The organism is Castellaniella defragrans (assembly GCF_014203015.1).
Lineage (GTDB): Bacteria > Pseudomonadota > Gammaproteobacteria > Burkholderiales > Burkholderiaceae_B > Castellaniella > Castellaniella defragrans.
In genome coordinates this window covers 72,944-97,951 of sequence record NZ_JACHIB010000011.1, presented here as the reverse complement: position 1 = coordinate 97,951, position 25,008 = coordinate 72,944, and the positions used below count along the sequence as shown (strand labels likewise).

Annotated in this window: 19 protein-coding genes; 9 read left to right on the top strand and 10 right to left on the bottom strand. The window is 73.0% G+C overall.

The genetic code is table 11. The annotated features are described in order from the left end of the window. Positions 1-114: 114 nt before the first annotated feature. Complete coding sequence (locus tag HNR28_RS10540; RefSeq protein WP_043678829.1) at positions 115-870, top strand: hypothetical protein; 756 nt, start codon at positions 115-117, stop codon at positions 868-870. A 3-nt stretch (positions 871-873) separates the two neighbouring features. Here the strand turns inward: HNR28_RS10540 and HNR28_RS10535 are convergent, their stop codons facing one another. The 10 genes from HNR28_RS10535 to HNR28_RS10490 all read right to left on the bottom strand — a co-directional run bounded on the left by HNR28_RS10535 (position 874) and on the right by HNR28_RS10490 (position 13,583). Next, entirely contained in the window at positions 874-1,200 is a 327-nt protein-coding gene (locus HNR28_RS10535; protein ID WP_043678832.1) for a type II toxin-antitoxin system PemK/MazF family toxin, read from the bottom strand. After that, positions 1,187-1,441, bottom strand: coding sequence for an addiction module antitoxin (locus HNR28_RS10530; RefSeq protein ID WP_242404235.1), 255 nt, complete (start codon positions 1,439-1,441; stop codon positions 1,187-1,189). The genes HNR28_RS10535 and HNR28_RS10530 overlap by 14 nt, the downstream gene beginning before the upstream one ends. A 258-nt stretch (positions 1,442-1,699) precedes the next feature. After that, positions 1,700-3,988: a TonB-dependent siderophore receptor gene (locus HNR28_RS10525; protein WP_151024511.1), complete on the bottom strand. Its 2,289-nt coding sequence runs from the start codon at positions 3,986-3,988 to the stop codon at positions 1,700-1,702. Positions 3,989-4,207: 219 nt separating this feature from the next. Then, entirely contained in the window at positions 4,208-6,277 is a 2,070-nt protein-coding gene (locus HNR28_RS10520; protein ID WP_151024510.1) for an ABC transporter permease, read from the bottom strand. Continuing rightward, complete coding sequence (locus HNR28_RS10515; protein ID WP_322789935.1) at positions 6,274-7,488, bottom strand: efflux RND transporter periplasmic adaptor subunit; 1,215 nt, start codon at positions 7,486-7,488, stop codon at positions 6,274-6,276. Before HNR28_RS10515 ends, HNR28_RS10520 begins: the two co-directional genes overlap by 4 nt. Before the next feature lie 14 nt (positions 7,489-7,502). Beyond that, entirely contained in the window at positions 7,503-8,645 is a 1,143-nt protein-coding gene (locus HNR28_RS10510; protein ID WP_151025485.1) for a YncE family protein, read from the bottom strand. A 42-nt stretch (positions 8,646-8,687) separates the two neighbouring features. Further along, positions 8,688-11,123 carry a TonB-dependent siderophore receptor gene (locus tag HNR28_RS10505; protein WP_151025484.1) on the bottom strand — a complete coding sequence of 812 codons (2,436 nt, stop codon included), beginning with the start codon at positions 11,121-11,123 and terminating at the stop codon, positions 8,688-8,690. 136 nt (positions 11,124-11,259) lie between these two features. Further along, positions 11,260-12,102, bottom strand: coding sequence for a FecR family protein (locus HNR28_RS10500; protein WP_151025483.1), 843 nt, complete (start codon positions 12,100-12,102; stop codon positions 11,260-11,262). A 14-nt stretch (positions 12,103-12,116) separates the two neighbouring features. Further along, complete coding sequence (locus HNR28_RS10495; RefSeq protein ID WP_043678842.1) at positions 12,117-12,626, bottom strand: RNA polymerase sigma factor; 510 nt, start codon at positions 12,624-12,626, stop codon at positions 12,117-12,119. A gap of 81 nt (positions 12,627-12,707) precedes the next feature. Beyond that, positions 12,708-13,583, bottom strand: a complete 876-nt coding sequence (locus HNR28_RS10490; RefSeq protein ID WP_184142852.1) for an alpha/beta hydrolase-fold protein — start codon at positions 13,581-13,583, stop codon at positions 12,708-12,710. A gap of 124 nt (positions 13,584-13,707) precedes the next feature. Here HNR28_RS10490 and HNR28_RS10485 point away from each other — a divergent pair, with 124 nt between their 5' ends. The 8 genes from HNR28_RS10485 (at position 13,708) to HNR28_RS10450 (ending at position 25,007) form a co-directional block, all read left to right on the top strand. Further along, on the top strand, positions 13,708-14,763 hold the full coding sequence (locus HNR28_RS10485; protein ID WP_043678845.1) for a FecCD family ABC transporter permease: 1,056 nt from the start codon (positions 13,708-13,710) through the stop codon (positions 14,761-14,763). Positions 14,764-14,779: 16 nt separating this feature from the next. Further along, positions 14,780-15,565: an ABC transporter ATP-binding protein gene (locus tag HNR28_RS10480; protein WP_151025588.1), complete on the top strand. Its 786-nt coding sequence runs from the start codon at positions 14,780-14,782 to the stop codon at positions 15,563-15,565. Between the two features lie 16 nt (positions 15,566-15,581). Beyond that, a complete protein-coding gene (locus HNR28_RS10475; protein WP_151025589.1) occupies positions 15,582-16,730 on the top strand; it encodes an ABC transporter substrate-binding protein in 1,149 nt (382 codons plus the stop codon). After that, entirely contained in the window at positions 16,727-17,680 is a 954-nt protein-coding gene (locus tag HNR28_RS10470) for an alpha/beta hydrolase (RefSeq protein ID WP_184142849.1), read from the top strand. Before HNR28_RS10475 ends, HNR28_RS10470 begins: the two co-directional genes overlap by 4 nt. 37 nt (positions 17,681-17,717) lie before the next feature. After that, positions 17,718-18,641 carry a 4'-phosphopantetheinyl transferase family protein gene (locus tag HNR28_RS10465; RefSeq protein WP_184142846.1) on the top strand — a complete coding sequence of 308 codons (924 nt, stop codon included), beginning with the start codon at positions 17,718-17,720 and terminating at the stop codon, positions 18,639-18,641. Positions 18,642-18,890: 249 nt separating this feature from the next. Continuing rightward, a complete protein-coding gene (locus HNR28_RS10460) occupies positions 18,891-20,681 on the top strand; it encodes a (2,3-dihydroxybenzoyl)adenylate synthase (protein WP_221291661.1) in 1,791 nt (596 codons plus the stop codon). 46 nt (positions 20,682-20,727) lie between these two features. After that, positions 20,728-20,970, top strand: a complete 243-nt coding sequence (locus HNR28_RS10455) for a phosphopantetheine-binding protein (RefSeq protein ID WP_043678849.1) — start codon at positions 20,728-20,730, stop codon at positions 20,968-20,970. Next, the gene (locus tag HNR28_RS10450; protein WP_184142843.1) at positions 20,967-25,007 is read left to right on the top strand and encodes a non-ribosomal peptide synthetase; all 4,041 of its coding nucleotides are present in this window, start codon (positions 20,967-20,969) and stop codon (positions 25,005-25,007) included. The genes HNR28_RS10455 and HNR28_RS10450 overlap by 4 nt, the downstream gene beginning before the upstream one ends. Position 25,008 lies beyond the last annotated feature (1 nt).

The following is a 25,008-nucleotide window of genomic DNA, read 5'->3' as shown; positions in this document are numbered from 1 at the left end:
TCCTGCGCGCCGCGGGCGGACTGCTTCAGAGCCTTCCCGGGCCGATTTTTTGATTGTCGCTGATTTGCGATGAAAATTCAAACAATCGTTTGAATTTAAAGATGTCCCCGCACCATGGCTCGATTGCCCCGCCTCTACGCTCCCCGCATCCCTCAGTTGATCCAGGCCCGCTTCGCTCACCCGCTGGCGCCGGCCGACGCGCCCGCCCCGGCGGCGGCGCTGGACCGCATCCGCGACTGGCTGGCGGAGGAGGCCGGACGCGCGGCGGCGGGCGAGGCCGGCGCGGTGGCCCTGCATGCCTGGATCGTCCTGCCGGACCGGATCGCGCTGCTGGCCACGCCGGGGGACAAGGCGGCGCTGTCGCGCCTGATGCAGGCGCTGGGACGGCGCATGGGCTCGGGGCTGCTGCGCACGCGCGTGTACGCCGGACGCTACCGCAACGCCCTGCTGGAGCCGGGACGCTGGGTGCTGCCGGCCATGATCTGGCTGGAGTCGCTGGCGGCCTCGACCGGCCACGTCGGCGCGGCGACGCAGTGGCCCTGGTCGTCGGCGGCGGAACACGCCGGGCTGGGCGGCGCGGGCGTGGGAGGCGCCGCGGGCACCGGCGGCATGGCGGGGGCGCCCGCCTGGCGTCCGCTGCTGACGGACCATCCCGACTACTGGCGCGAAGGCGACACGCCCTTCGCCCGCCAGGCGGCCTGGCGCAACCGGCTGGCCGCCGGCCTGGGGGAATCACAAAGCCGGCAGATCGAGGCGGCGCTGGCGGGCCAGTGGGCGCTGGGGGAAAGGATATTCCTGGCGCACCTGGGGCGCCTGGCGTCCCGCCGGGTCAGCCCGGCGCCGCGCGGACGGCCGCGGAAGACGGTTTAGGGGTCAAAGCGGCAAGGCCAGATGCACCTTGATCGCGTCTTCAAGCGCCAGCAAGTCCGATTTGCTCAGACTGCCGACCTGCTTCTTGAGCCGCGATTTGTCCGCCGCCATGATCTGGTCGACCATGGCCTTGCTGGCCTGTCCATCCACTGTCACCAAGGCTTCGCCTGGATACTGGCGAGCCACATTGCTGGTCAGCGGCACGACGACCACCCGGACCAGGTGCCGGTTGGCTGCATCATTGCTGACAATGACCGCAGGCCGGGTCTTGCGAATTTCGCTACCTACGGCGGGATCGAATTCGACCCACCAGACCTCACCGCGTCGCATGAGGGGCCTTGGTCTCTGAAAGGCGCGGCTGATCGTCCGCCAGATCGCCAGCCAGGCCATTGCACCATGCCTGAGCCTCTTGTTCCCGCGACTCGTCCGCCGCCATCGCCTGATAGCCGCTATCCAGTGAATCACCCAGGACGTGCGGCCTGAGAAGATCTTCGATGAATTGACTCATATGGCGCCTCCCGACAGTCCGGTACAGTCCTTCATAAACCGCTTCGTCCAGCGTGATCGTCATCCGCTTATGCATGATGCACCTCCTAATACGTTATACGTATAACGTATCACAGGACACGCAGATGGATCCACAAAACACGCCTCAAAGACGCACAATACCGGCTTCACCACACACGATCCACTGCCGGATGGACATTTTCGACCCTCCGACTCCGCATCTCCTGTTGCCACCACCGATCAAAGCCATCCGGACATGGTAAAAATCCCGCGCCCCCTGGGAAAGGGAACGCGGGACTGATTGGTCGCAGCGACGGATCGGTCAGAACGAGCTGGTCACTTCCATGAAGAAGACGCGGCCGGGCTGGTTGTAGGTGTAGGCGCCGGCGCCGTAGATGTAGTTGGCGTTGTCCATGTTGACGCCGATCGCGTTGCCGCGGCGGAAGATGCGCTTGTCGAACAGGTTGTCCACGCCCGCCGTGACGCGCAGGTGCTTGTTGACCTTGTACTGCGTGCTCAGGCCGAACAGGGCGTAGGGCGGGATCTTGTCGGTGGCGCTGCCCGTCAGCGGCTGGCCGTAGTAGTCGTACTTCGGGCCTTCCTGCTCGCCGTAGACGGTGGCCTTGGCGCGCAGGGACCAGGCCGGCGTCACGGACCAGTCCAGGGTGCTGTTGATCGTGTATTCGGGAATGGTGGACAGGTGTTCGCCGGTCTCCTTGTTCTTGGACTCGATCATGTAGGTGAAGTTGGTCGACCACAGCCAGTCCCGGGCGAAGGGCCAGGTCAGGTTGCCTTCGATGCCCTGCACGACGGCACGGGGCACGTTCTCCCACTGGAAGATGTTCTGCCTGAGCCTGGTGCTGCCCACGAACGACCCGATGGGGGTGCGCCCCGCCTCGATCTTGTCGCGGTAGTCGTTGTGGAAGTAGGTCAGGCTGGCGCCCAGGCCGTCCGGGCTGCGGAATTCGATCCCCAGTTCCTTGTTGATGCTGGTTTCCGCCTTCAGGTCGGAATTTCCCAGCAGGAAGCAGCCGTCCGTGCCGCCCGGCGAGTTGCCCCAGCAGCCGTTGCCGGCGCTGTAGAGCAGGTAGCCGGAATTGCTCTGGTAGAGATTGGGCGCCTTGTAGGCGCGGGCGATGCCGGCCTTCACCGTCCATTGGTCGTTGACCATGTAGGACAGGTTCAGCGACGGGCTCCAGTTGTTGCCCTGGAGGCTGTGATGGTCGAAGCGCAGGCCGGGCGTCACGGTCCAGCGCTCGCCGATGTACAGGTTGTCCTCGGCGAACACCGAATAGATGTTGGCGTGCATCTTGGGCTGGTAGGCGAAGGGCACCACGGGCATCTTGGCGCTGGGGGCGTTGCGCGAGGACAGATCGGAGGCATAGTCCTCCAGGTCCTGGCGCACCCATTCCAGGCCGAAGGTGCCCATCTGGTCGATGCCGCCCCAGTTCAGGCGCCGGCTCAGCTCGGTGTGGGCGGTCAGCGTGCGCAGATTGATGTCGCCGTAGCCGCCGTCCTTCACCGCCGCGTTGGTCGGATCGTTGAAGGCGCCCTCGGTGCCGCCGGCCAGGCCTTCCAGCAGGCGGGAGTTGCGCGTGTGCTCGTACTGCAGGTAGCTCAGGGTGTGGGTGTCGGCGTTCCAGTCGCCCGTGTGGGTGATGGAATAGGCCTGGCGGTAGACGCGGTTGGTCTCGCCGCCCAGCTCGCGCTTGACCATCGCATTGGTGTTGGTGTTCTGCGTGTCGCCGACGTAGACGTTGCCCTGGCGCCCGTAACCGGCGCCGAACTCGATCTTGTGGCCGGCGGCCGGCTGCCAGCTCAGCACGCCGTTCAGGTCGCGGTTCTTGAAGCCTTCGCGGCCGGCGGGGAAGGTGCCCTTGTTGCCGCCGCCGCGCGGCGAGGCGTGCTCCTCGTTGATGTCGTACGCGTCGCCCTGGAAGTTCGCCGCGCTGCCCCACAGGCGGAAACCCAGGCTGTCGGAGATCGGGCCCGACAGGCTGAAGGTGGAGCGGGCGGTGGCGCCCTCGTCGCTGTGCGCCGGCGCGTTGCCGTAGACCGACACGGAGCCGCTCAGCGTGTCCGAGACGGGCTTGGTGATGATGTTCACCACGCCGCCGGCGGCGCCGTTGCCGTAGCGCGCGGCGGCGGGGCCGCGCAGGACCTCGATGCGCTCGATCTGCTCGGGCGGGATCCAGTTGGTGTCGCCGCGCGTGTCGCGTTCGCCGCGCCAGCCGAAGCGCACCGAGCCGCGCGAGGACACGGGCTTGCCGTCGATCAGGATCAGGGTGTTTTCCGGCCCCATGCCGCGGATGTCGATCTGGCGGTTGTTGCCGCGCTGGCCGCTGGAGGAATTGCCGGTCAGGTTCACGCCCGGCATGGTGCGGATGATCTCCGACACGTCGGTGGCGGGCGGGGACTTCTGGATGTCCTCGGACGTGATGGTGGACGCGCCCGGCGTCTGTTTCAGTTCCTGTTCGGCTTTGACGACGACGCGGTCGAGCTGGGCGACGCCCTCGGACGACTGCGCGCCGGCCGGGGCGGCGGCCAGGCCCAGCGCGATGAGCAGGCCGAGCGGCGGCAGGGCGCGGCCCTGAACCTTGGAGGCGGACATAGGGATTCCTTGGATTGCTGCAATGTGTCAAAAATCCCTGTGAATATAAACGATAACCGTTCCTATTTACAAATTGGAAGGTCCGGAAATGTGCGAATCCCGTCGCCATGTTGCAACGGAAGCGGCCGTCCCAGCGCGATGCCGCGCCCTCCCTCCGGCACGCGGCGGACAGGCGGACGAGGGGCGACGGGGGCGGAGAAGCCGGACCGGGGCTGCGTCCTATCCACCCGAGAGCGCGGCCACCGGATCGAGGCGGGCCGCCGCGCGGGCCGGCATCAGGCCGGAGGCCAGGCCGGTGGCGACGGCGCAGCCGAAGGCGCCGAGGAGGGCGGTCAGGGAGAACACCAGCTCGACGCCCGCCGCCAGCAGGGCCAGACCGATGCCCAGGCCCAGCGCCACGCCGGCCGCGCCGCCGCACAGGGACACCAGCGCGGCCTCGGTGAGGAACTGGCGCCGGATGTCGCGCTGGCGCGCCCCGACCGCCATGCGGATGCCGATCTCGCGCGTGCGTTCGCGCACCGTCATCAGCATGACGTTCATGACGCCGATGCCGCCGACCAGCAGGGACACGGCGGCGATCAGGCCCAGCATCAGGGTCATGGCATTGCGCGATTCGGCGGCGGCCTGCAGCTTGGCCGCCGCATTGCTGATGCCGAAGCTCTCGCGGCCGTGGCGCATGCGCAGCAGGTCGCGCATGGCCGCCTCGGCCGCGACCGCGTGCTGCGGCGAGCGCGCCTCGACGACGGCGTACTCGGGCTCGGCGATGGCGGTGAAGACGCGCGCGCGCCCCGTGTCGAAGGGAATGAAGGCCTGGTCGTCGTAGCTCGCCGATCCCGATTCGGCGCCCTTGGCGCGCATGACGCCGATCACCTCGAAGGGCGTGGTGTCGATCAGCACGAGCTGGCCGATGGGGTCGGCCACGTCGGGCAGCAGCCGTTCCCGCAGGCGGCTGCCCAGCACCACCACGGGCGCCAGTTCACGGTTCTCGGCGGCGATGTGGAAGCGCCCCTGGGCGACCGGCCAGCGATGGATGGCCGGCAGGTCGGCCGTGCTGGCGACGACGTAGGCGGGCCGCGCGTGCGCGCCGTGGCGCAGCATGACCGGATTGCCGATGACCGGCATGACGCGCGCGATCCCGGGCAGTTCGGCGACCGCCGCCAGATCGTCCAGAGTGACGACGCCCTCCACGCCGCCCTCGGGCGCGACGCCACCGCTGACGTACAGGATGGCGGCGCCCAGGGCGCCCATCTGGCGCACCACCTCCTCCTTGGCGCCGCGGCCGATGGCGAGCATGACGATGACCGAGGCGACGCCGGCGACGATGCCCAGCAGGGTCAGGGCGGTGCGCACGCGGTTGAGCGCCATCGACCGCCAGGCGGCGCGCCAGGCCTCGGCCAGGGCGGAGGCTGCGGGGGCGTGGCCGGGGCGGAGCCGCCCGTCCTTCCCGCCCCTGCCCCCTGTGTCCACGGGGCGCGTCCCGGCGCGGGGATAAGGGCCGGCGTCCGCCGCCACCGAGGCCGGCGAGGACACGCGCGCGGGAGCCGATGCGGACGCCACCTCCGGCGCGGCTTCCGGCGCGGCTTCCGGCACGGCGGCTCCTGCGGCGGGCCGGTCGGCGACCACGCGCCCGTCGCGGATCTCGATGACGCGCCGGGCGCGGGCGGCCACCTGCGGATCGTGGGTGATGAGGATGAGGGTGTGGCCCCGGGCGGACAGCTCGTCGAACAGGGCCATGACCTCGGCGCCGCTGTGCGTGTCCAGGGCGCCCGTGGGCTCGTCGGCCAGGATGACGCGCCCGCCGTTGGCCAGGGCGCGCGCGATCGACACGCGCTGCTGCTGGCCGCCGGAGAGCTGGGCCGGCCGGTGCGCCAGCCGCCCGCCCATGCCCAGGCGCTCCAGCAGCGCGGCCGCCCGCCGTTCGCGGTCCGCGCGCGCCTCGCCGGCGTAGAGGGCCGGCAGCGCGGCGTTTTCCAGCGCGCTGTCGGTCGGAATCAGGTGGTAGCCCTGGAACACGAAGCCGAAGGCCTCGCGCCGCAGCCGCGCGCGTTCGTCGGGCGGCAGGGCCGCGACGTCGCGGCCCTCGAAGCGGTAGGTGCCGCTGTCGGGCCGGTCCAGGCAGCCCAGGATGTGCATCAGCGTGGATTTCCCCGAGCCGGAGGCGCCGACGATGGCGACGTATTCGCCTTCCCGGATGGACAGGGACACGTCGCTCAGCGCCCGGGCGGGCGGCGCGCCGGCGGCGGCGCCGTAGGACCGGCCGATGCCGTCGAGCTGGATCAGGACGCTCACAGCACGAAGCGGGGCATGCCGTCCTGCGCGGCGCGATCGCCCAGGATCAGCAGTTCGCCCTCGGCCAGGCCCTCCAGGACTTCGGCCGCGCGGCGGTCGCGCGCGCCGATCCGGACGATCCGCTGGACCGCGCGGCCGTCCTCCAGGACGCGGACCCGGTAGGTGCGCGCGGCGTCGGCGTCCCGGTCCATGCCGGCGCCCGCGCCGTCGCCCGCCGGACGCAGCGCCGCCAGGGGCACCCGCACGGCGTCCTCGACCTGGCGCGTGACGAAGGCCACCTGCGCGCTCATCCGGGGCAGCAGGGCGCGGTCGGGATTGGGCACGTCGAACAGCACGGTGTAGAACACGGCCTTGGCGCCGGCGGCCGGCTGCGCGGCGCCGCCGCCCATGGACTCCGCCGGCTCGGGCTGCGGCATGGGCAGCACCTGGCGCACCGTGCCGCGCCACTGGCGCCCGTCCTGGGCCAGCGTGGTGAAGACGGCCTCCATGCCCACGCGCAGGCGCGCGACGTCGGCTTCCGACACCTGCGTCCACACGGTCATGGCCGACAGGTCCGCGATGCGCAGCAGGTTGGGCGTCTGGTAGGTGGCGTTCAGGGTCTGGCCGGGCCGCGCCTCCAGCGCGACGACGGTGCCGGCGATGGGCGCATAGATCCGGCTGTAACCCAGCAGCGCCTCGTCGCCCTGCAGGGAGGCCCGGGTGCGGCGGATGTCGGCCTCGATGCGCCGCACGGTCGCCTCGGCGGCCAGCAGGGCGGCACGCGCGGCGTCGGCCTGCTGGGCGGGCGTGGCGCCGGCCCGCAGCAGGCGGCGGTGGCGCCCGGCGTCCGCCCGCGCCAGGACGGCGGCGGCATGGGCCTCGTCCAGCTGGGCGCGCAAGGCATCCAGCGAGGCGCGGCCCGCGTCCACGGTCGCCTGCTGCACGGACGCGTCGATCTCCACCAGCAGCTGTCCCGGACTGACCGTGTCGCCCGGCTGGACGTGGATCTTCTGGATCTGCCCGGACACCTGCGCGCCCACGTCCACGTAGTGCCGCGGCCGCAGGGTGCCCAGGGCGTGGACAGTGGCGCGCACCGGGCCGCGCTCGACCAGCGCCACCTCGTAGGCGGGCGAGGCCGGCCGCCCGGCCCAGACGGCCGTGGCGGCCGCCGCCAGGGCCAGCAGGATCCAGCCGGCGCGCGCGCGCCAGCGGCGGGCTGCGCCGGACGCCACGGCCGCCTCGCGCCTCATCCGCGCAGGTCGATGCGCACGACGCTTTCCAGGCCGTCGGCCCGATGGGCGGGGTGCTTGTCGTCGTGCGGCCCCTTGATCGTGGCGAACAGCACCTGGCCGTCGGCCGACAGGGCCAGGCTGTTCGGATGGACCGGCAGGTCGTGGCGCGCCTTCACGGCATAGGTCGTGCCATCGATCACGGTGATCGCGCCCGTGCCCATGGGATGTTCGCGCGAGGCGCCCCGGTTGCTCACGTAGATCTCGTCGCGGACCGGGTTGTAGAGCACGTCCAGCGCGCTCTCGCCCACGGGGACGGCCGCCAGGACGCGGCCGGCCGCGGTGTCGAGGACGACCAGGCGGCCGCTGTTGGCGTCGGCGCCGAACAGGCGCGCGCCGGTGCCGTCCAGCGCGACGTTCACCAGGAAGGGTTCGGCGCCGTCCAGCGCGAAGCGGCGCAGGATCTTGCCGCTGTCCGGGTCGATGACGCTCACGCCGTAGTCGCCGCCCTGGCCGACGTACAGGCGGTTCGCGGCGGGGTCGTAGGCCGCGCCGGCGGGCCATTTGCGCAGGCCGGACAGGGTGTGCAGAAGGGCGCCGCGCTTCAGGTCCACGATCCAGACCTTGCCCGCCGTGTCGGGATTGGTGACGAACATGCGGCCGCGCGCCTCGTCCAGCACGATCTGGCGGACGTGCTCGAAGCCGCCCTTGGCCTTGGCCTGGCCAAGCCGGTAATTCGCCGCCTGCCCGGCCTTCAGGTCGATGGCCTGCACGCTGCCGTTCAGGGTGTTGCCGGCGTACAGCGTGTCCGTGCGCGCGTCGTAGGCCAGCCCGTAGGGCTTGCGCTCGGTCCGGATAACGGCCTTGGTTTCCAGGGTGTCGGGATCCAGGCGGTAGATCGCGCCGCCCTCGTCGGCCTTGAAGCTCGCGCCCGCGGAGGCCACGAACACGTCGCCGTCGGCCACCACCAGCTCGTAGAGCCCGGGGGCGAGGTTGCGGCGCAGCACGGCCTGCCGCGCCGGGGCCTGGGCGGCCTCCGCGCCCGGGCCGGGTTTGCCGGACTGGACGCCGGGGGCGGCGCAGGCGGCCAGCGCCGCGCACAGGACGAGCATGCCCAGGCGGGCCGGCCGGCGATGGAAGGGGATGGATCGGGTCTGCATGATGCGGATTCCTTTCATGAAGCGGGTCGATGGTCCGGCGCGTCAGAAACGCATGTCCAGGCCGAGCCGGAACGAGCGCGGCGCGCCGTAGTAGGTCGAGCCCGGATCCGGGTGGTAGTACTTGTCGAACACGTTGTAGACGTTCAGGCGGGCGGAAACATCGCGGCTGATCTGGTAGCGCGCCATCAGGTCCACCACGGCGTAGGCGTCCTGCTCGACGTCCTTGCCGGAAACCTCGGTGTGGGCGCGGCTCTGCCAGCGCACGCCGCCGCCCACCGTCAGGCCCTGGCCGATGCCGGGCCAGCGGTAGCTGGTGAACAGCTTCACCGTGTTCTGCGGCACGTTGGTGTTCAGCGTGACGCCGTCGCGGTCCTGCGACAGGGCGCGGGTGAAGCCGGCGGCCACCTGCCAGTTCGGCAGCACCTCGCCGGACGCCTCCAGGTCGATGCCGCGGGTGGTGGTGCCGGAGACGGCCTCGTAGGCCTGGCCGCCGGTGGGCGTCATGACGCCCGGCAGAGCCACGGCGAAATTGTCCTGCCGCACGCGGAACAGGGCCGCCGACACGTTCAGCCCGCCGTCCAGCAGCTCGCCCTTGGCACCGACTTCGTAGCTGCGGCCCAGCAGCGGGGCGAGGTAGTCGCCCTGGGCATCCTGGTTGTTCTGCGGCTTGAAGATGTCGGTATAGCTGGCATAGACGGACCACTCGTCGCTCAGGTCGTAGACGATGCCGGCGTAGGGCGTGAACTGGTCGGATTCGTGGCGGTCCAGGTGCGTCCGGCGGCCGTCGTAGTAATACGTGTCCTTGATGTTCTCCCAGCTGGTGACGCGGCCGCCGATGATCAGCGACAGGCGGTCGGTGGGCTTGAAGCGTGCCGTGGCGTAAGCGCTGGTCAGATTCTCGCGGTTGACGGAATCCCCAATCGCGGGATTGAAGGGTTCGGCCGGCGTCTGGCCGTTCCAGGTGTAGATGTTGTCGATCGCCGGCATGAACCAGCCCGCGCCGCCCGGCGACTGATACGGTGACGATTCGTCGCGCATGCGGGACACCGTGGCGCCGACCACCAGCTCGTGCTCCCGGCCCAGCAGGGAAAAGGGGCCCGTGGCATACACGTCCAGGGAATTCTGGACCGGCTTGCCCGCCCAGCGGCCCACGTGGATTTTGGTCCCCGCGCCTGTGGCGCGCTCGACGCTGCCGCTCGTGGCGTATCCGGACGCGGTCAATTCGTCGTAGCGGTAGGAACTGCGTTCCAGCGTGCCCTTGACCTTCCAGCCACCGTCGAAGCGATGCTCCAGCGAGGCGAACCAGGTCTGGGTATGGCGCCGGGAATAGGCCCAACTGGCGGCGGCGGATTTGGAACGGTCCCAGTCCACGCGCCCGCCGTCGGTATAGAACATCGGCAGCCCGAGCCGCGCATGGCCGGTGGCGTCCTGGTTCTGGTACAGGAAACCCAGGGTGGCCAGGGTGTTGGGAGTCAGGTCGGCCTCGACGATGCCGTACAGGGTCTTGCCGCGTTCCTCCAGCCGCTCCACCCAGGAACCGTTCTTCTGCCAGGCGGCGACCAGCCGGCCGCGCACGGTGCCCGCCTCGTTCAGGGGCGTGGACACGTCCGCCTCGGTGCGGTACAGGTCCCAGGAGCCGGTCTCGACACTGGCGCGCGCCTGGAATTCGCGCGTGGGGCGCTTGCGGATCAGGTTGATCGTCGCGCCGGGCGCGCCCACGCCGCTCATCAGGCCGTTGGCGCCGCGGATCACCTCGACGCGGTCATAGGGCGCCATGTCGGCGGTCTGGAAAATGCCGCTGTAGCCGCTGTTGACCAGGTTGACCCCATCGATCTGATAATTCTGCACCTCGAAGCCGCGGGCGTAGATCGGGCTGGAATCCCCGCCCCGGTTGCCGCCGGATTTCATCACCAGGCCCGGCGTGTTGTCCACCACGTCGGCCAGTTGCGTCAGGCCCTGGTCGTCCATGCGCTGGCGCGTGATCACGCTGACCGACTGCGGCGTCTCGCGCACGGACAGGTTCAGGCGCGTGGAGGTGTTGCTGGCGCGCGCGGCATAGGACTGGGTGCCTTCCGTGACCGGGTCCAGCGCGCCGCGCACGACCACCGGCTGCAGCACCCGCGCGTCGCCGCCCGCGTCCTCGCCGCGGCGCACGACCGTATAGCGGTTCGGCCCGCTCATCCGGGCTTCCAGGCCGGAGCCCTGCAGCAGGCGCTCCAGCGCCTCGGGGGCGGAATAGCTGCCCCGCAGGGCCGGCGCCCGGCGCCCTTCGGCCAGCGCGGTCGGGAAGATCACCTGCAGGCCGGTGCGCGCGGCCAGCGCGTTGAGGGCCTGGTCCAGCGGCTGGGCCGGCAGGTCCAGGCTCATCACGGCGGCCTGGGCCCGGACCGGGGCCGGGCCGCAGGCCAGGCCGCCCGCGGCCAAGGCGGCGGACAGCACCGCCACGGCGCCACGCCGGGCTTTCCTGGATGTCTCCATCGTCTTCACTCCCTGTTTCAATAATGAGATTGAGAATTGATCAAATCAGGAGTGATGACGATCCGGTCTCGCCCGACCTGGACGTGCGGTTACCAATATTTACGATTTCAGCGGATTTCCAGCGGGATTGACGGGCTCAGCGGGCGGATACCAGGACGAGACCGTCCGGGCGGCGCTCCACCCGCAGGGGCAGGATGGCGGGCAGGCTGTCGATGAGCGCTTCGACGTCGCGGATGCGGTATTCGCCCGACAGGCGCGGCTCGGGCCCGGGCACGGGACCGCCGGCCCAGCGGACGGGCGCGGCGCGGTAGTGGCCGAGCAGCGCCAGCACCTCGGACAGGGGCGTGCCGTCGAACCGCAGCCGGCCCTCGCGCCAGGCGGTCTCGCGCTCCAGGGCGGCGACGCTGGCGGGCAGCGGGCGCAGCGTGCCGAGGTCCAGCGCCTGCCCGGCGCCCAGCTCCGCCCGGCCGGACGGCCCCGAGACTTCCACCCGGCCTTCCAGCACGGCCACCTGGGCGCCGTCGCCCTCGCGCCGCACGCGGAAGACCGTGCCGATGTCGCGGATGACGGTGTCGCCCACGTGGACGCGCAGCGGGCGCCAGTCCGCGGCCACGTCCAGCACGGCCTGGCCGGCGTTCAGGCGCAGGTCGCGCGACCGCAGCCGCAGCTGCATCGTCAGGGACGAGCGGCTGTCGAGCGCGACCACCGTGCCGGCGTGCGCCGTCCAGGCGCGGGGCGCGCCCGCCGCCACGACCACGGTGCGCTCCTTGAGCACCGGATTCCAGGCCCACAGGCCCGCGCACAGCGCCACGCAGACCGCCGCCGCGCCCCGGCGGCGCCGCAGCCGGCGCTGCGCCGACTGCGCCTTGGCCTCGCGCAGGATGTCCTCGCGCGAGGGCAGGCGGGCCCGCAGGGCGTCCTCGAACGGCACGAAGGGGTCGGCGTCCGCCTGGGGCGGGCGTGCGGGCGCCGGGGGCATCCGCCGGCCGGGCATCAGGGCACCCACCGCTCGCGGATGCGCCGGATCGCCTGCGCGTAGTGCTTGGCGACGGCGTTGAGGGACAGCCCCAGCTCGCCGGCGATCGCCGTCTGGGGCATGTCGTAGAGGCGGTGCAGGATGAAGACCTGGCGCGCCCGGTCGGGCAGGGCGAGGATCACGGCGGCGAGTTCCTCCGTGGCCTGCATGCCGCGCAGATACGTGGCGGCATCCTCGTGCTCGGCCTGGACCATGCGGCCGGCCAGCGTCTCGGCGAGGCGGGCGCGCACGGCGTCGCCGCGGCGCCGGTCGATCGCGCGATTGCGCAGCACGCGGCGCAGGAAGGCCAGCGGCTGGCGCACGCCGGCGGGCTCGGGCCGGTCCAGCAGGTCGACGCAGACCTCGTGCACCACGTCGCGCGCGAAATCGGCGTCGCCGAAGCGGCGGCCGACGTAGCCGACCAGGTCGTCGTAATGATGGGTCAGGCTGGCGACCAGGCCGCCCGTCCCCGGCTCTGTGGATTCCATGAACTGCCGGTCCCTCGGATACCCGGCGCAAGCCTCCCGTATCCCTGTGAACGCAAATGAGAATTAATATTTATACCTTAACTATAGCATCCGCAGCAGCCAGCGCCAGCCCGGCATCAAGGCGTCGAGCGGCGCGGTCCGGTGGGTGCGTCCCGGCAGCACGGCGCCCTCCAGCCGCAGGCCGGGGCACAGGGCCAGTTCCCCGGCCAGCTCGCGCATGCCGTCCACCATGGCGCGCGACCGGCGCATGGCCAGGCGGCGGGCGCGCTCCTCCTCGGCGAGGCCGGGGCCGCATTCCTCGGGCGCCAGGCCCTGCTCGTATTCCCCCACGGTCAGCCGCACGCCCAGCGCCGGCACGCCGCGCGCGCACAGCCAGGGCCGGCGGCGGCGCAGCAGCCGGCCGGCGTAGCGGCCGCCCCACCAGACGGAGGGGCTGGACAGCACGTAGCCGTCGAAGGCATGCGGCCGGTGGGTCAGCACGTACAGGGCGAACAGGGCGCCCAGGGAATGGCCGCACAGGACCTGGCGGCGCGGGTCCAGGCGCCATTCGCCGCCGACCCGGCCGCGCACGCGGTCCAGGACGCGCAGCCAGCGGGCGGCGCCCGCGCGCGCGCCGGGCAGGGCGAGAGCGCCGGCGGCCGCCGCTCCGGTCCCGACTCCGGCCCCAGCGCCAGTCCCGGCCGCGCCGGGACCCGGTTCCGCCGGCCGCCCCGCCCGGCGCGCACCCCAGCCGGCCGGCACGTAGTCCCAGCGGCGGTCTTCGGGCACGCCCGGCCCCAGGCCCACCAGCAGGCCGGGCAGGCCCGCCGGATCGGCGCGCATGGACTCGAACTGCTTGAGATCGAGCACGTAGGCCACGGGCCAGCCGTCCGCGGGCATGAGGCCGGACGGCAGGGCGGTCCGCACGGCGCAGGTGCGGCCGTCTTCCAGGGGCAGATCGAAGGCGGGCGAAGTCATGTTCCACTATACTGGCGGGGCCGTAAACGGTTCTCATTCTATACAGTCCCTATACGCTCATTCATCCGCCCACTCCGGTCCCGCACCTGCCGTCCCGCACGGCGGACTGCCGCCCCTCTTTCGCATGGACGCCTCACTGACGACTTCCGCTCCGGTTCTGACCGACTACCGGCGCATGCTGCGCCGCCGCTGGCTGATGGTCGCGCTGCTGTCGGTCGTCATCCTGGCCTCGATCCTGGCGGACTTCATGCTGGGCCCGTCGGGCCTGGGCTGGGCGGAGCTGAGCCATGCGCTGTTCCACCCCGATCTGGCCGACCCGACCACCCGCGTCATCGTCTGGGACATCCGCCTGCCCTACGCCCTGATGGCGGTGGCGGTAGGCCTGGCCCTGGGCCTGGCGGGCGGCGAGATGCAGACCATCCTGAACAATCCGCTGGCCAGCCCCTTCACGCTGGGACTCTCGTCGGCGGCGGCGTTCGGGGCGTCGCTGGCCATCGTGCTGGGCCTGTCGCTGCCGGGCGTGCCGCAGTCCTGGACCATCGCCGCCAACGCCTTCGTCTTCGCGCTCGTCTCGGCGCTGCTGCTGGACGCGGTGGCGCGCTGGGGCTCGATGAGCACGTCCGGGCTGGTGCTGTTCGGCATCGCGCTGGTGTTCTCCTTCAACGCGGCGGTGTCGCTGGTGCAGTTCGTGGCCAGCGCCGAGGCGCTGCAGGGCCTGGTGTTCTGGACCATGGGCAGCCTGGCGCGTTCCTCCTGGCCGAAGGTCGGCATCCTGCTGCTGGTCTTCGCCGCGCTGCTGCCGCTGTCGCTGCGCGACACCTGGAAGCTGACGGCGCTGCGCCTGGGCGAGGACCGCGCCGCGAGCTTCGGCATCGACGTGCCGCGCCTGCGGCTGACGGCGCTGGTGCGCATCAGCGTGCTGGCCGCGCTGGCCGTGTCCTTCGTCGGCACCATCGGCTTCATCGGGCTGATCGCGCCGCACATCGCGCGCCGCCTGTTCGGCGAGGACCACCGCTTCTACCTGCCGGGCAGCGCCCTGGTGGGCGGGACGATCCTGTCGCTCGCCTCGATCGCCTCCAAGAACATCGTGCCCGGCATCATCGTGCCGGTGGGCATCGTCACCTCGCTGGTCGGGGTGCCGTTCTTCCTGGCGGTGGTGCTGCGCCGCCAAATGAAATAGCCATGCCGAAATAGCCATGCTGCAGATCCAGGACCTGTCGGTCGCCTACGGCCGCCGCGCCATCATCCGCGACCTGACCGCCGGGCCGCTGCTGCCCGGCCGGGTGGTGTCCCTGCTGGGCCCCAACGGCAGCGGCAAGTCCACGCTGCTGAAGGCCCTCGCCGGCCTGCTCAAGGTCGAGCGCGGCCAGGTGCTGCTCGACGGCCAGGACCTGACGAAGCTGTCGTTCGAGCGCCGCGCGCAGCGCGTGGTCTACCTGCCGCAGTCCCTGCCGGCGGCCGTGCACCTGCGGGTCTTCGAGTCCGTGATGGTGGCCGCGCGCGCCTCGGAGCTGGATCCGCGCGCGCAGGACGCGAGCCCGCAGCGCATCCTGGACGTGCTCGGACGCCTGGGCATCGAACACCTGGCCATGCATTACCTGGACCAGCTCTCCGGCGGCCAGAAGCAGCTGGTGGGCCTGGCCCAGGCGCTGATCCGCACGCCGCGCCTGCTGCTGCTGGACGAGCCGCTGTCGGCCCTGGACCTGAACTACCAGTGCCACGTGATGGACCTGCTGGCCCAGGAAACCCGCGAGCACGGCCTGACCACGCTGATCGTGCTGCACGACCTGAACATCGCCCTGCAGCGCAGCGACGAGGCCCTGCTGATCCGCGCGGGCGAGCTGGTCGGCCACGGCCGGCCGGACGAGGTCGTCACGGCCCGGTCCCTGGCCGACGTCTACCAGGTCGAGGCCCGGGTGGAAACCTGCTCGCGCGGGCTGTCCCATGTGCTGATCGACGGGCTGTGCGCCCCCGCCTCCTGACTGCGATAATCCCCCCATGTCCGCACTCCTGAAATTCCTGCGCGCCCTGCCGCTGGTCCTGGCCTGCCTGGCCGGCGCGGCGACGGCCGCCCCCATCCAGGTCACCGACGTCCTGGGCCGCCAGGTCGCGCTGCCCGGGCCCGCGCACCGGGTCGTGCTGGCGCAGGCGCGGCATTTCCAGGTGCTGTCCCTGCTGGCGCCGGATCCGGCCGCCCTGCTGGCCGGCTGGTCCGACGAGTTCCGGACCTCGTTCGCGCCGGACTACGAAGTCGCCCTGAAACGCTTCCCCGCCCTGGCGCAGGTGCCGGTCGTGGGGCGCCACACGCCGGACTCGTTCTCGGTGGAGCGCACGCTGGCCCTGCGTCCCGACCTGGTGGTGATGACCGCCACCTTCGCCGGCCTGGCGCCCGGCCAGCCGGCCAGCGAATCGCCGCTGATCGGCCGGCTGGAGGCCGCCGGGGTGCCGGTGATCGTGATCGACTTCTTCATCCGGCCGATGGAAAACACCGTGCCCAGCCTGCGCGCCCTGGGGCGCGCCATCGGCCAGGCGGACCGCACCGAGGCCTTCATCGCCTTCTACCAGCAGCACATGCGCACCGTCGCCGAACGGCTGGCCGACCTGCCCGCGGACCGGCGTCCGCCGGTTTTCGTCCATGCCCACGCGGGCAGCACCGACTGCTGCAATTCGCCGGGCACGGGCACCTTCAACGAAATGATCGCCTACGCGGGCGGCCACAACATCGGCGCCGACGTCCTGAAAAGCGCCACGGGCAAGCTGAACTTTGAATACATCAACGCGCGCGCCCCCCAGGTCTACGTCGCCACCGGCACCGGCTCGCGCAAGGGCACGGGTCTGGCGATCGGCGCCGGGGTGTCCGAGGCCGACGCCCGCGCCAGCCTGGCGCGCCTGATCGAATCCAACCGCCTGGGCGCCCTGCCGGCGGTGCGCTCGGGCAACAGCCACGGCATCTGGCACGCCTTCAACGATTCGCCGCTGCACGTGGTCTTCATCGAGGCCCTGGCCCACTGGATCCATCCGGACCGCTTCGCCGACGTGGATCCCGCCGGGACGCTGCGCGAGATCAACGAACGGTTCCTGGCCGTCCCCCTGGAAGGCACCTACCTGGTGGACCTGAAACCCGGGGCCGGGCCCGGCGCCCGATGAGCCTGCGGGCCACCGTGCTGGCGGCCGGTGCGCCCGGCGCGCGCCGCCTGCGCCTGCACGTTCCCGCCGGCGCACCGCCCCCGCGCGGCTGGCCGCTGCTGGTCCTGCTGGACGGCGACTGGGTGTGGCCGCTGGATCCGCCCACCGGCCACGAATCGGCCTGCGCGGTGCTGATCCCGGGCCACGGCGGCATGCACGGCCCCGTGCTGCCGCGGCTGTCCAGGCAGGGCGGGCCGGCCCAGGCCGGCCTCCAGGCGCAGGCCCTGGCGCGGCGCGCGCTGGACTTCACGCCGCCCGCGCCGGACGGCGGCCGCTGGCCCGATCCGCGCCGGCCCGAATGGCAGTGCGGCGGCGCGGATGCGTTCCTGGATGCGCTGCTGGGGCCGATGCTGGACTGGGCGGGCGCCCAGGCGCCCCTCGATCCCCGCCGCCTGTGCCTGTACGGCCATTCCTACGGCGGCCTGTGCGCGCTCTACGCGCTGGTGCGGCACCCCGGCCGGTTCGCCCACACGATCTGCGCCAGCCCCTCGCTCTGGTGGCGCGACGGACGGATCGAGGCCCTGCTGGACGGGCTGCCCCGCAGCCTGCCGGCCGATCCCGCCCAGGCGCCCGGGGGTCCGGCCAGCCCGGGCGATGCCGTTTCTCCGGCGCCCGGCGGTCCGGACGGGGCCGGCCCATCCACGCCCCGCCCGCATCCGGCGGCGCCCCGGGTGCGGCTGACCCTCATGGCCGGCACGGACGAGCGCTGGTATCCCCGGCCCCTCGATCCCACGCGCCCGCGCCGTCCGGCCGACGGCATCCCGACCCTGCCGCGGCTGGAGGCCCTGCTGGACCGCCTGGCCGGCATCCCCTGGCTGGACTGTGCGCTGGAGCGCCTGGACGGCACCCACCACGGCGACGCGCTGCGCGCCAGCGCGCGGCGGGCGATGGCGCTCGCCGCCACGACGTGACGCGCGCCGGACGACGCCGCCTGCCGCCCGGCCCACCATGCACGCCCCGGACGCCCGCGCCCCGTACCGGCTGATCCTGTCCCGGGGACTGCCGGACGCCGCGGGAGCCGCGCGCCTGCGCCTGGACCTGCCCGAGGACGAATGGCGCCGGATCGCCCGCCTGCGGCGCGCCGACGACCGCCTGCGCAGCCTGGTCGGCCGCGCGCTGGCGCGCCGCCTGCTGGGCCGGCGCCTGGGCCTGGCGCCCGCGGACGTCCCGCTGGGTGCGGGGCCGCACGGCAAGCCGATGCTGGTGGCGGCCGCCTGGCATTTCAACATCGCGCACAGCGGCGACCTCGTCCTGGTCGGAGTCGGCCCCGGACCGCTGGGCGTGGACGTGGAGCATTGCCCCGATCAAGTGGACGCGGCGCTGTGGCGGCTGGTCACCGGCGGTCCGCTCCCGGCGGCGAGTCATCCGGCGCTGGACCCTCCAGCGCGGGACCATCCGGCGGCGGGCCGATCCGGCGCCGCGCCCGATCCCCGGGCCTTCTGCGCCCAGTGGGTCCGCCGCGAGGCCATCCTCAAGGCCTGCGGCCTGGGGCTGTCGGTCGAGCCCGGGGCGCTGCGGCTGGCGGACGCCGGCGGATCCGACGCACCGGCCGAACCGGTCAAACCAGGCGAGTCCCGCGAACCCGGCCAATCCGCCGGACCGGGCGGACCCGGCGAAACGGCGGGCTGGACGCCGGTCTCAGGCCTGCCCGAAGCCGAAGGCCTGTGGGTGCGGCTGCTGTGGTCGGAACCCGGCCATTGCGCCGCGCTGTGCCTGCCCGGAGGGGCGCCGGGCCCGGACACCGCCTCGTGCGCCGGCGGGCGGCCGGCCCCCGGCGCGCCGCCTCCGGACGCCTGGACCCTGAGGACGCTGGCGCTGGCCGACTGGATCGGCGCACCGGACGATGGCTGGAACGACGACCGGGACGGATGAACGGCATCGCCGCACAGGACGGAATGCGGGACGGGACGCGCGATGGCGGAACACGTCCGCCGAAGCGGACGAGCCACCCGGACCGGCAGGCAGCTCGGACAGCTGGCCGCAGGCCGACTGCAACCCGACCGCAACCCGACTGAAAACTGGCCGCAAGCTGACTGCAAGCTGAATCCAAGGGCTGGATTCCCTCTTTCCATAGACTATAATCATTCTCATTATCATGCTCAGATCATTGACGCCTGAACCATGACGATGGCCTCCATCTCCCCCGCTTCCGATTCCGCCCCGCGCGCCGCCGACGCATCCGGCGAACCGTCCCGGCCCGTCCAGGTCTGGCCCGACGCGTTCGCCGCCCGCTACCGGGCGGCCGGCTACTGGCGCAACGAGACCTTCGGCGCCTGGCTGCGGGAACGCGCCACGGCCCATCCCGACCGTCTGGCCGTGATCGGCGGCGAGCAGCGCTGGACCTACGCCGAACTGGACCGCCGCGCCAGCGCCCTGGCGGCCGGATTCCTGGGCGCGGGCCTGCAGCAAGGCGACCGCGTGCTGGTGCACCTGCCCAACGTCCCCGACTTCATCGCCGTGGTGATGGGCCTGTTCCGCGCCGGCCTGATCCCGGTCTACGCCCTGCCCGCGCACCGCATCACCGAGATCGAGCACTTCGCCCGGGGCTCGGGCGCGCGCGCCTACGTGGCCGCCGCCGCGCACGCCGGCTTCGACTACACGGAACTGGCGCGCGAACTCCAGGCCCGCCAGCCGCGCGTCGAGCACGTCTGGATCGCCGCCCCCGCCGCAACGGCGCCCGCGGCAGCCACTGCCACGGCAACCCCGGCGGCCGCGGCGAGCCCGGCGGTCGCCGCGCAGGGCGCAGCCGCCGCCTTCCCGCGCCTGGACGCGCTCTACGCCGCCGACGGCGCCGCCGTCCCGGCCAGCGTCTCGCAGGGCCAGGACGTGGCCTTCCTGCAGATCTCGGGCGGCAGCACGGGGCTGTCCAAGCTGATCCCGCGCACGCACGACGACTACATCTACACCCTGCGCGAATCCGCCCGCATCTGCGGGCTGGACGCGGACAGCGTGTTCCTGGGCGCGCTGCCGATCGCGCACAACTTCCCCATGAGCTCGCCCGGCTTCCTGGGCACGCTGTACGCGGGCGGCCGCGTGGTGCTCTGCCCCTCGCCCGATCCGGAGTCGGCCTTCGCCCTGGTCGAGCGCGAGCGCGTCACGGTCACCAGCCTGGTGCCGCCGCTGCTGCTGCAATGGCTGGACCGCGCGCCCGCCTCGGGGCGCGACCTGTCCAGCCTGCGCGCCATCCAGGTGGGCGGCGCCAAGCTGTCGGCCGAGATCGCCCGCCGCGTGCGCCCGACGCTGGGCGCCACGCTGCAGCAGGTCTTCGGCATGGCGGAAGGGCTGGTGAACTACACCCGCCTGGACGACCCGGACGAGCTCGTCATCCACACCCAGGGCCGCCCCATCAGCCCGGACGACGAGATCCTGATCCTCGACGACGAGGGCCGGCCGGTCGCGCCGGGCCAGGCGGGCCACCTGCTCACGCGCGGCCCCTACACGATCCGCGCCTACCACGACAATCCCTCGGCCAACGCGCGCTCCTTCACCGAGGACGGCTACTACCGCACCGGCGACGTGGTGCGCATGACGCCCGAGGGCTACCTGGAAGTCCAGGGCCGCGCGGGCGACCACATCAACCGCGCCGGGGAAAAGATCTCCGCCGAGGAGATCGAGGACCACCTGCTGTCGCACCCGCAGGTCTTCGACGCCGCCGTGGTCTCCGTGCCGGACGAATACCTGGGCGAGCGCAGCTGCGCCTTCGTCATCCCCAAGGGCGAACGCCCGCGCCCGGCGGACCTGAAGCGCTGGATCCGCGCGCGCGGCATCGCCGACTTCAAGGTCCCCGACCAGATCGTGTTCGTGGACCGGTTCGCCTCCACCGCCGCCCTGAAGATCAGCCGCAAGGCCCTGCGCGCCCAGCTGCGCGCTCAACTGCTGGAACAGGAAAGCCAGGAACGCGCCGCGCAGTGAGCCGCACGGCGCCGCCCCTTCATCGATACGGATCACCCTCACCGACATGACCGCCCTCAGCCTCGAATCCATGCGCGCCGACATCGCCCGCATGCTGCACGAATCGCCTTCCGACATCCTCGACGACGACAACCTGATGGACCTGGGCCTGGATTCCATGCGCCTCATGAAGCTCGCCGCGCAATGGCGCGAGGCGGGCGCGGAGCTGGAATTCGCCGACCTGGCCGCCGACGCCACCCTGGCGCACTGGTGGGCGATCGTGGCCCGCGGCCTGGCGCGCGAGGCATGAGCGATCCGATCCCCGCCCGGCCGGCGTCCGGCGCAGCCACGGCCGCGCCGGACGCCGCCGCGGCCTGGGCGCCGCTGACCGAAGCCCAGGAAGGCCTGTGGTACGCCCAGCGCCTGGACCCGGCCAACCCGATTTTCAATCCGGCGCACTGCACCACGCTGCGCAGCCCGCTGGACGTGCCGCGCTTCGAGCGGGCCGTGAACCAGGCGCTGGCCGAGGCCGAGTCCCTGTCCCTGCGCTTCGAGGACCGCCCCGACGGCCCGGCGCAATGCATCGACCCCGTGCGCGCGCCGCGCCTGGAGATCCGCGACCTGCGCCACCTGCCCGAAACCGAGGCGCACGCCCAGGCGGACACCTGGATCCGGGGCGACCTGCGCCGCCCCGTCGATCCCCTGCGCGATCCCCTCGCGTGCCAGGTCCTGTTCCTGTGCGGCCCGGCGCTGGCGCTGTGGTACCAGCGCGTGCACCACCTGGCCGCCGACGGCTACGGCATGGCCCTGATCGAGGGCCGCGCCATCCGCCTGTACCGGGCGCTGGGCGAAGGCGCCGCCGAGCGCGAACCGCCGCTGGCGCCGCTGGCGCCGGTCTGGGACGAGGACCGCGCCTGGCGCGCCGACCCGAAGCGCGCGCAGGCCCGGGAATTCTGGCTGGCGCACTGCGCGGGCCACGTGCCCGCCGCCAGCCTGGCCGCGGCATCGGCCCTCAGCGCCCACGACTGCCTGCGCCTGGAGCACGAGGCGCCCGCCGCGCTGGCGGATGCGCTGCGCGCCCTGGAAGCGGCCGCCGAAGTCAGCTGGCCCGACATCCTCACCGCCCTGGGTGCCGCCTACGTGGCGCGCCACCTGGGGCCGTCCGGATGCGTATCGGGCGTGCCGGCCATGGGCCGCCTGGGCAGCAGGAGCGCCCGGGCCGTGGCGACCGTGATGAACGTGCTGCCCTGGGTCTGGACGCCGGACGAGGACGCTCCGCTGGCCGAGACGGTACGGGACGCCGCCCGGTCGCTGCGCGGCCTGCGGCGCCACAGCCGCTACCGCGCCGAGCACCTGCGCCGCGACCTGGCGCTGCCGGGCGGCCTGCCGCGCCTGCACGGCCCGATCCTGAACGTCCTGCCCTTCGACGCACCCTACGCGGCCGCCGGCCTGGATGCCGCGCAAGCCGTGCTGTGCACCGGGCCGGTCGAGGACCTGACCCTCGGATTCCGGGCGGCGCCCGACGGCGGCGGCCTGCGCATCGAGATCGAGGCCAATCCCAAGCTGTACGCCCCGGAGCAGGTCCGGGCCCACCTGAGGCGCCTGACGGCCTTCCTCGAAGCCGCCCTGGCCGCGCCCCGCCTGGCGGACGTGCCCACCCTGACGGCGGACGAGCACGAGCGCTGGGCGCTGGCTCCCAACCGCACCGCCCACCCGGTGCCCGCCGGCACGCTCTGGTCGCGCATCCACGAACGGCTGCGCGCCGAGCCCGGCCGCGTCGGCCTGGAGGACGACGCCGGCAGCTGGACCTACGCCGACATCGACGCCTGGACGGCGCGCGCCGCGCGCCGCCTGCGCGCCCTGGGCGCCGGCCCGGGCGTGCTGACGGCCGTGGCCCTGCCGCGCTCGGCGCGGCGCGTGCTGTGCCTGCTGGCGATCCTGCGCAGCGGCGCGGCCTATCTGCCGCTGGACCCGCGCCAGCCGGCCGCGCGCCTGCGCGGCATCCTGGACGACGCCCGCGCGCGCGTCCTGATCGGCCCCGCCGCGCTGTGCGCGGGGCTGGACACCCGGCCGCTGGCGGCGGAGGCGCTGGGCGCGGCCGACGAGCCGGACGGCCCGGGCGCAGCGGACGCCCCGGCCGATCCCGGGCCCGCCGCCGGCCGCGACACGGACGAAGGCCCGGCCGCCGGCCCCGAGGACCCGGCCTACGTCATCTACACCTCCGGCTCCACCGGCGCGCCCAAGGGCGTGATCGTGCCCCACGCGGCCATCGTCAACCGGCTGGAATGGATGCGCGCGCACTACGCCATCGGGCCGGACGACCGCATCCTGCAGAAGACCCCGGCGACCTTCGACGTATCCGTCTGGGAGCTGTTCCTGCCCTTCCTGAGCGGCGCCTGCCTGGTGGCCGCCCCGCCCGACGCGCACCGCGACCCGGCCTGGCTGTGCCGCCTGGTGCGCGAACGGCGCATCACCGTGCTGCATTTCGTGCCGTCCATGCTGGCGGCCGTGCTGGACGAGCCCGCCGCCCGGGGCCTGCAGGCCCGCCTGGTGTTCTGCAGCGGCGAGGCCCTGCCCGCCGCCCTGCGCGACCGCTTCCACCGCACCATCCGGGCGGAGCTGCACAATCTGTACGGCCCGACCGAGGCCGCCGTGGACGTGTCCTACTGGCCGGCCGGCGCCCAGGACGACAGCCAGCCCATCCCGATCGGCTGGCCGGTCTGGAACACCCGGCTGCACGTGCTGGACGAGCGCCTGCGGCCCGTGCCGCCCGGCACGCCCGGCCAGCTGTACCTGGGCGGCCGCCAGCTGGCGACCGGCTACCTGGGACGGCCCGACCTGACGGCCGAACGCTTCGTCCCGGCCCCGCCCGGCCTGCCCGACGACCGGCTGTACGCCACCGGCGACCTGGCCACGCGGCGCGAGGACGGCGCCGTGGTCTACCTGGGGCGCCTGGACCATCAGGTCAAGCTGCGCGGCCAGCGCATCGAACTGGGCGAGATCGAGGCCGTGCTGGCCGCCCACCCGGACGTCGCCCAGGCGGCCGTCCTGGCGCGCGAGGACCGGCCCGGCCAGACGCTGCTGGCGGCCTACGTGGTGCCCGAGGCCGGCCGCGCCTTCGACCGCGACGCCCTGGCCGCCCACATGGCCGATCGCCTGCCGGACTACATGGTGCCGGCCGCCTGGGTGCCGCTGGCGGCGCTGCCGGTCACGGCCAACGGCAAGCTCGACCGCAAGGCGCTGCCCGTCCCCGAACGGTCGGGCCAGGGCGCGGCGCGGCCGCCGCGCACCGCCACCGAGCGCCGGGTGGCCGAGGCCTTCCGCGCCGTGCTGGCGCTGCCCGGACTGCCGGGCGCGGACGACGACTTCTTCGCGCTGGGCGGACATTCGCTGCTGGCGGCGCGCCTGGCCCTGGCGCTGCGCGACGGCCACGACCTGTCGCTGGGCACGGTCTTCCAGTACCCCACGGTGGCGCGCCTGGCCGCCCACCTGGACGACGCGGCCGGACGCGCGGCGGGCGCCGCGCAGGCCGGCTTCGGCCCCGTCGTCACCCTGCGCGAGGCCGCGGGCCGCCCGGCGCTGTTCTGCATCCATCCGGCCGGCGGCCTGTCCTGGTGCTACGGCGCCCTGGCCCGCGCCCTGCCCGCGCCGCGCACGGTGCACGGCCTGCAGGCGCCCGCCCTGGCGCTGGACGGCCAGCCGCCCGCCGACAGCCTGGCCGCCCTGGCGCGCACCTACGCCGAGCGCGTGCTGTCGCTCCAGGCCGAAGGCCCCTACCACCTCGCGGGCTGGTCCGTGGGCGGCATCCTGGCGCAGGCCGTGGCCGTCGAACTGCAGGCGCGCGGCCAGGCCGTCGGGGTCGTCGCCCTGCTGGACGCCTACCCCTGCGAAGCCTGGCGCGAGCGCCCGGAGCCCGCCCCCGAGGACCTGTACAAGGCGCTGCTGCACATCGCCGGCGCCGATCCGCACGCCCTGTCGCCGGAGCGCCTGAGCCGGCGCGGCGTCGTCGATTTCCTGCGCGCCCAGGGCCACCCGCTGGGCGCGCTGTCCGACGCGCGGCTGGACGCGGTCTTCGAGACCGTCGGCCACACCAACCGCCTGGTGCGCCGCCATCGGCACGCGCGCTACGAGGGCGCGGCGCTGCACTTCCAGGCCGCGCTGGACCACGCCGATTCGGGCCTGGACCCGCGCATGTGGGAGCCGCACGTCGGCACGCTGATCCGCCATGCGGTGGACAGCACCCACGCCGGGCTGCCGGGCGCCGCCGCGACGGCCGTCATCGCCCCCCTCCTGGATGCGTGCCTGCGCACGGCCGACCAGGGGGCGCCGGTCGGCGCAACCGCCTGAA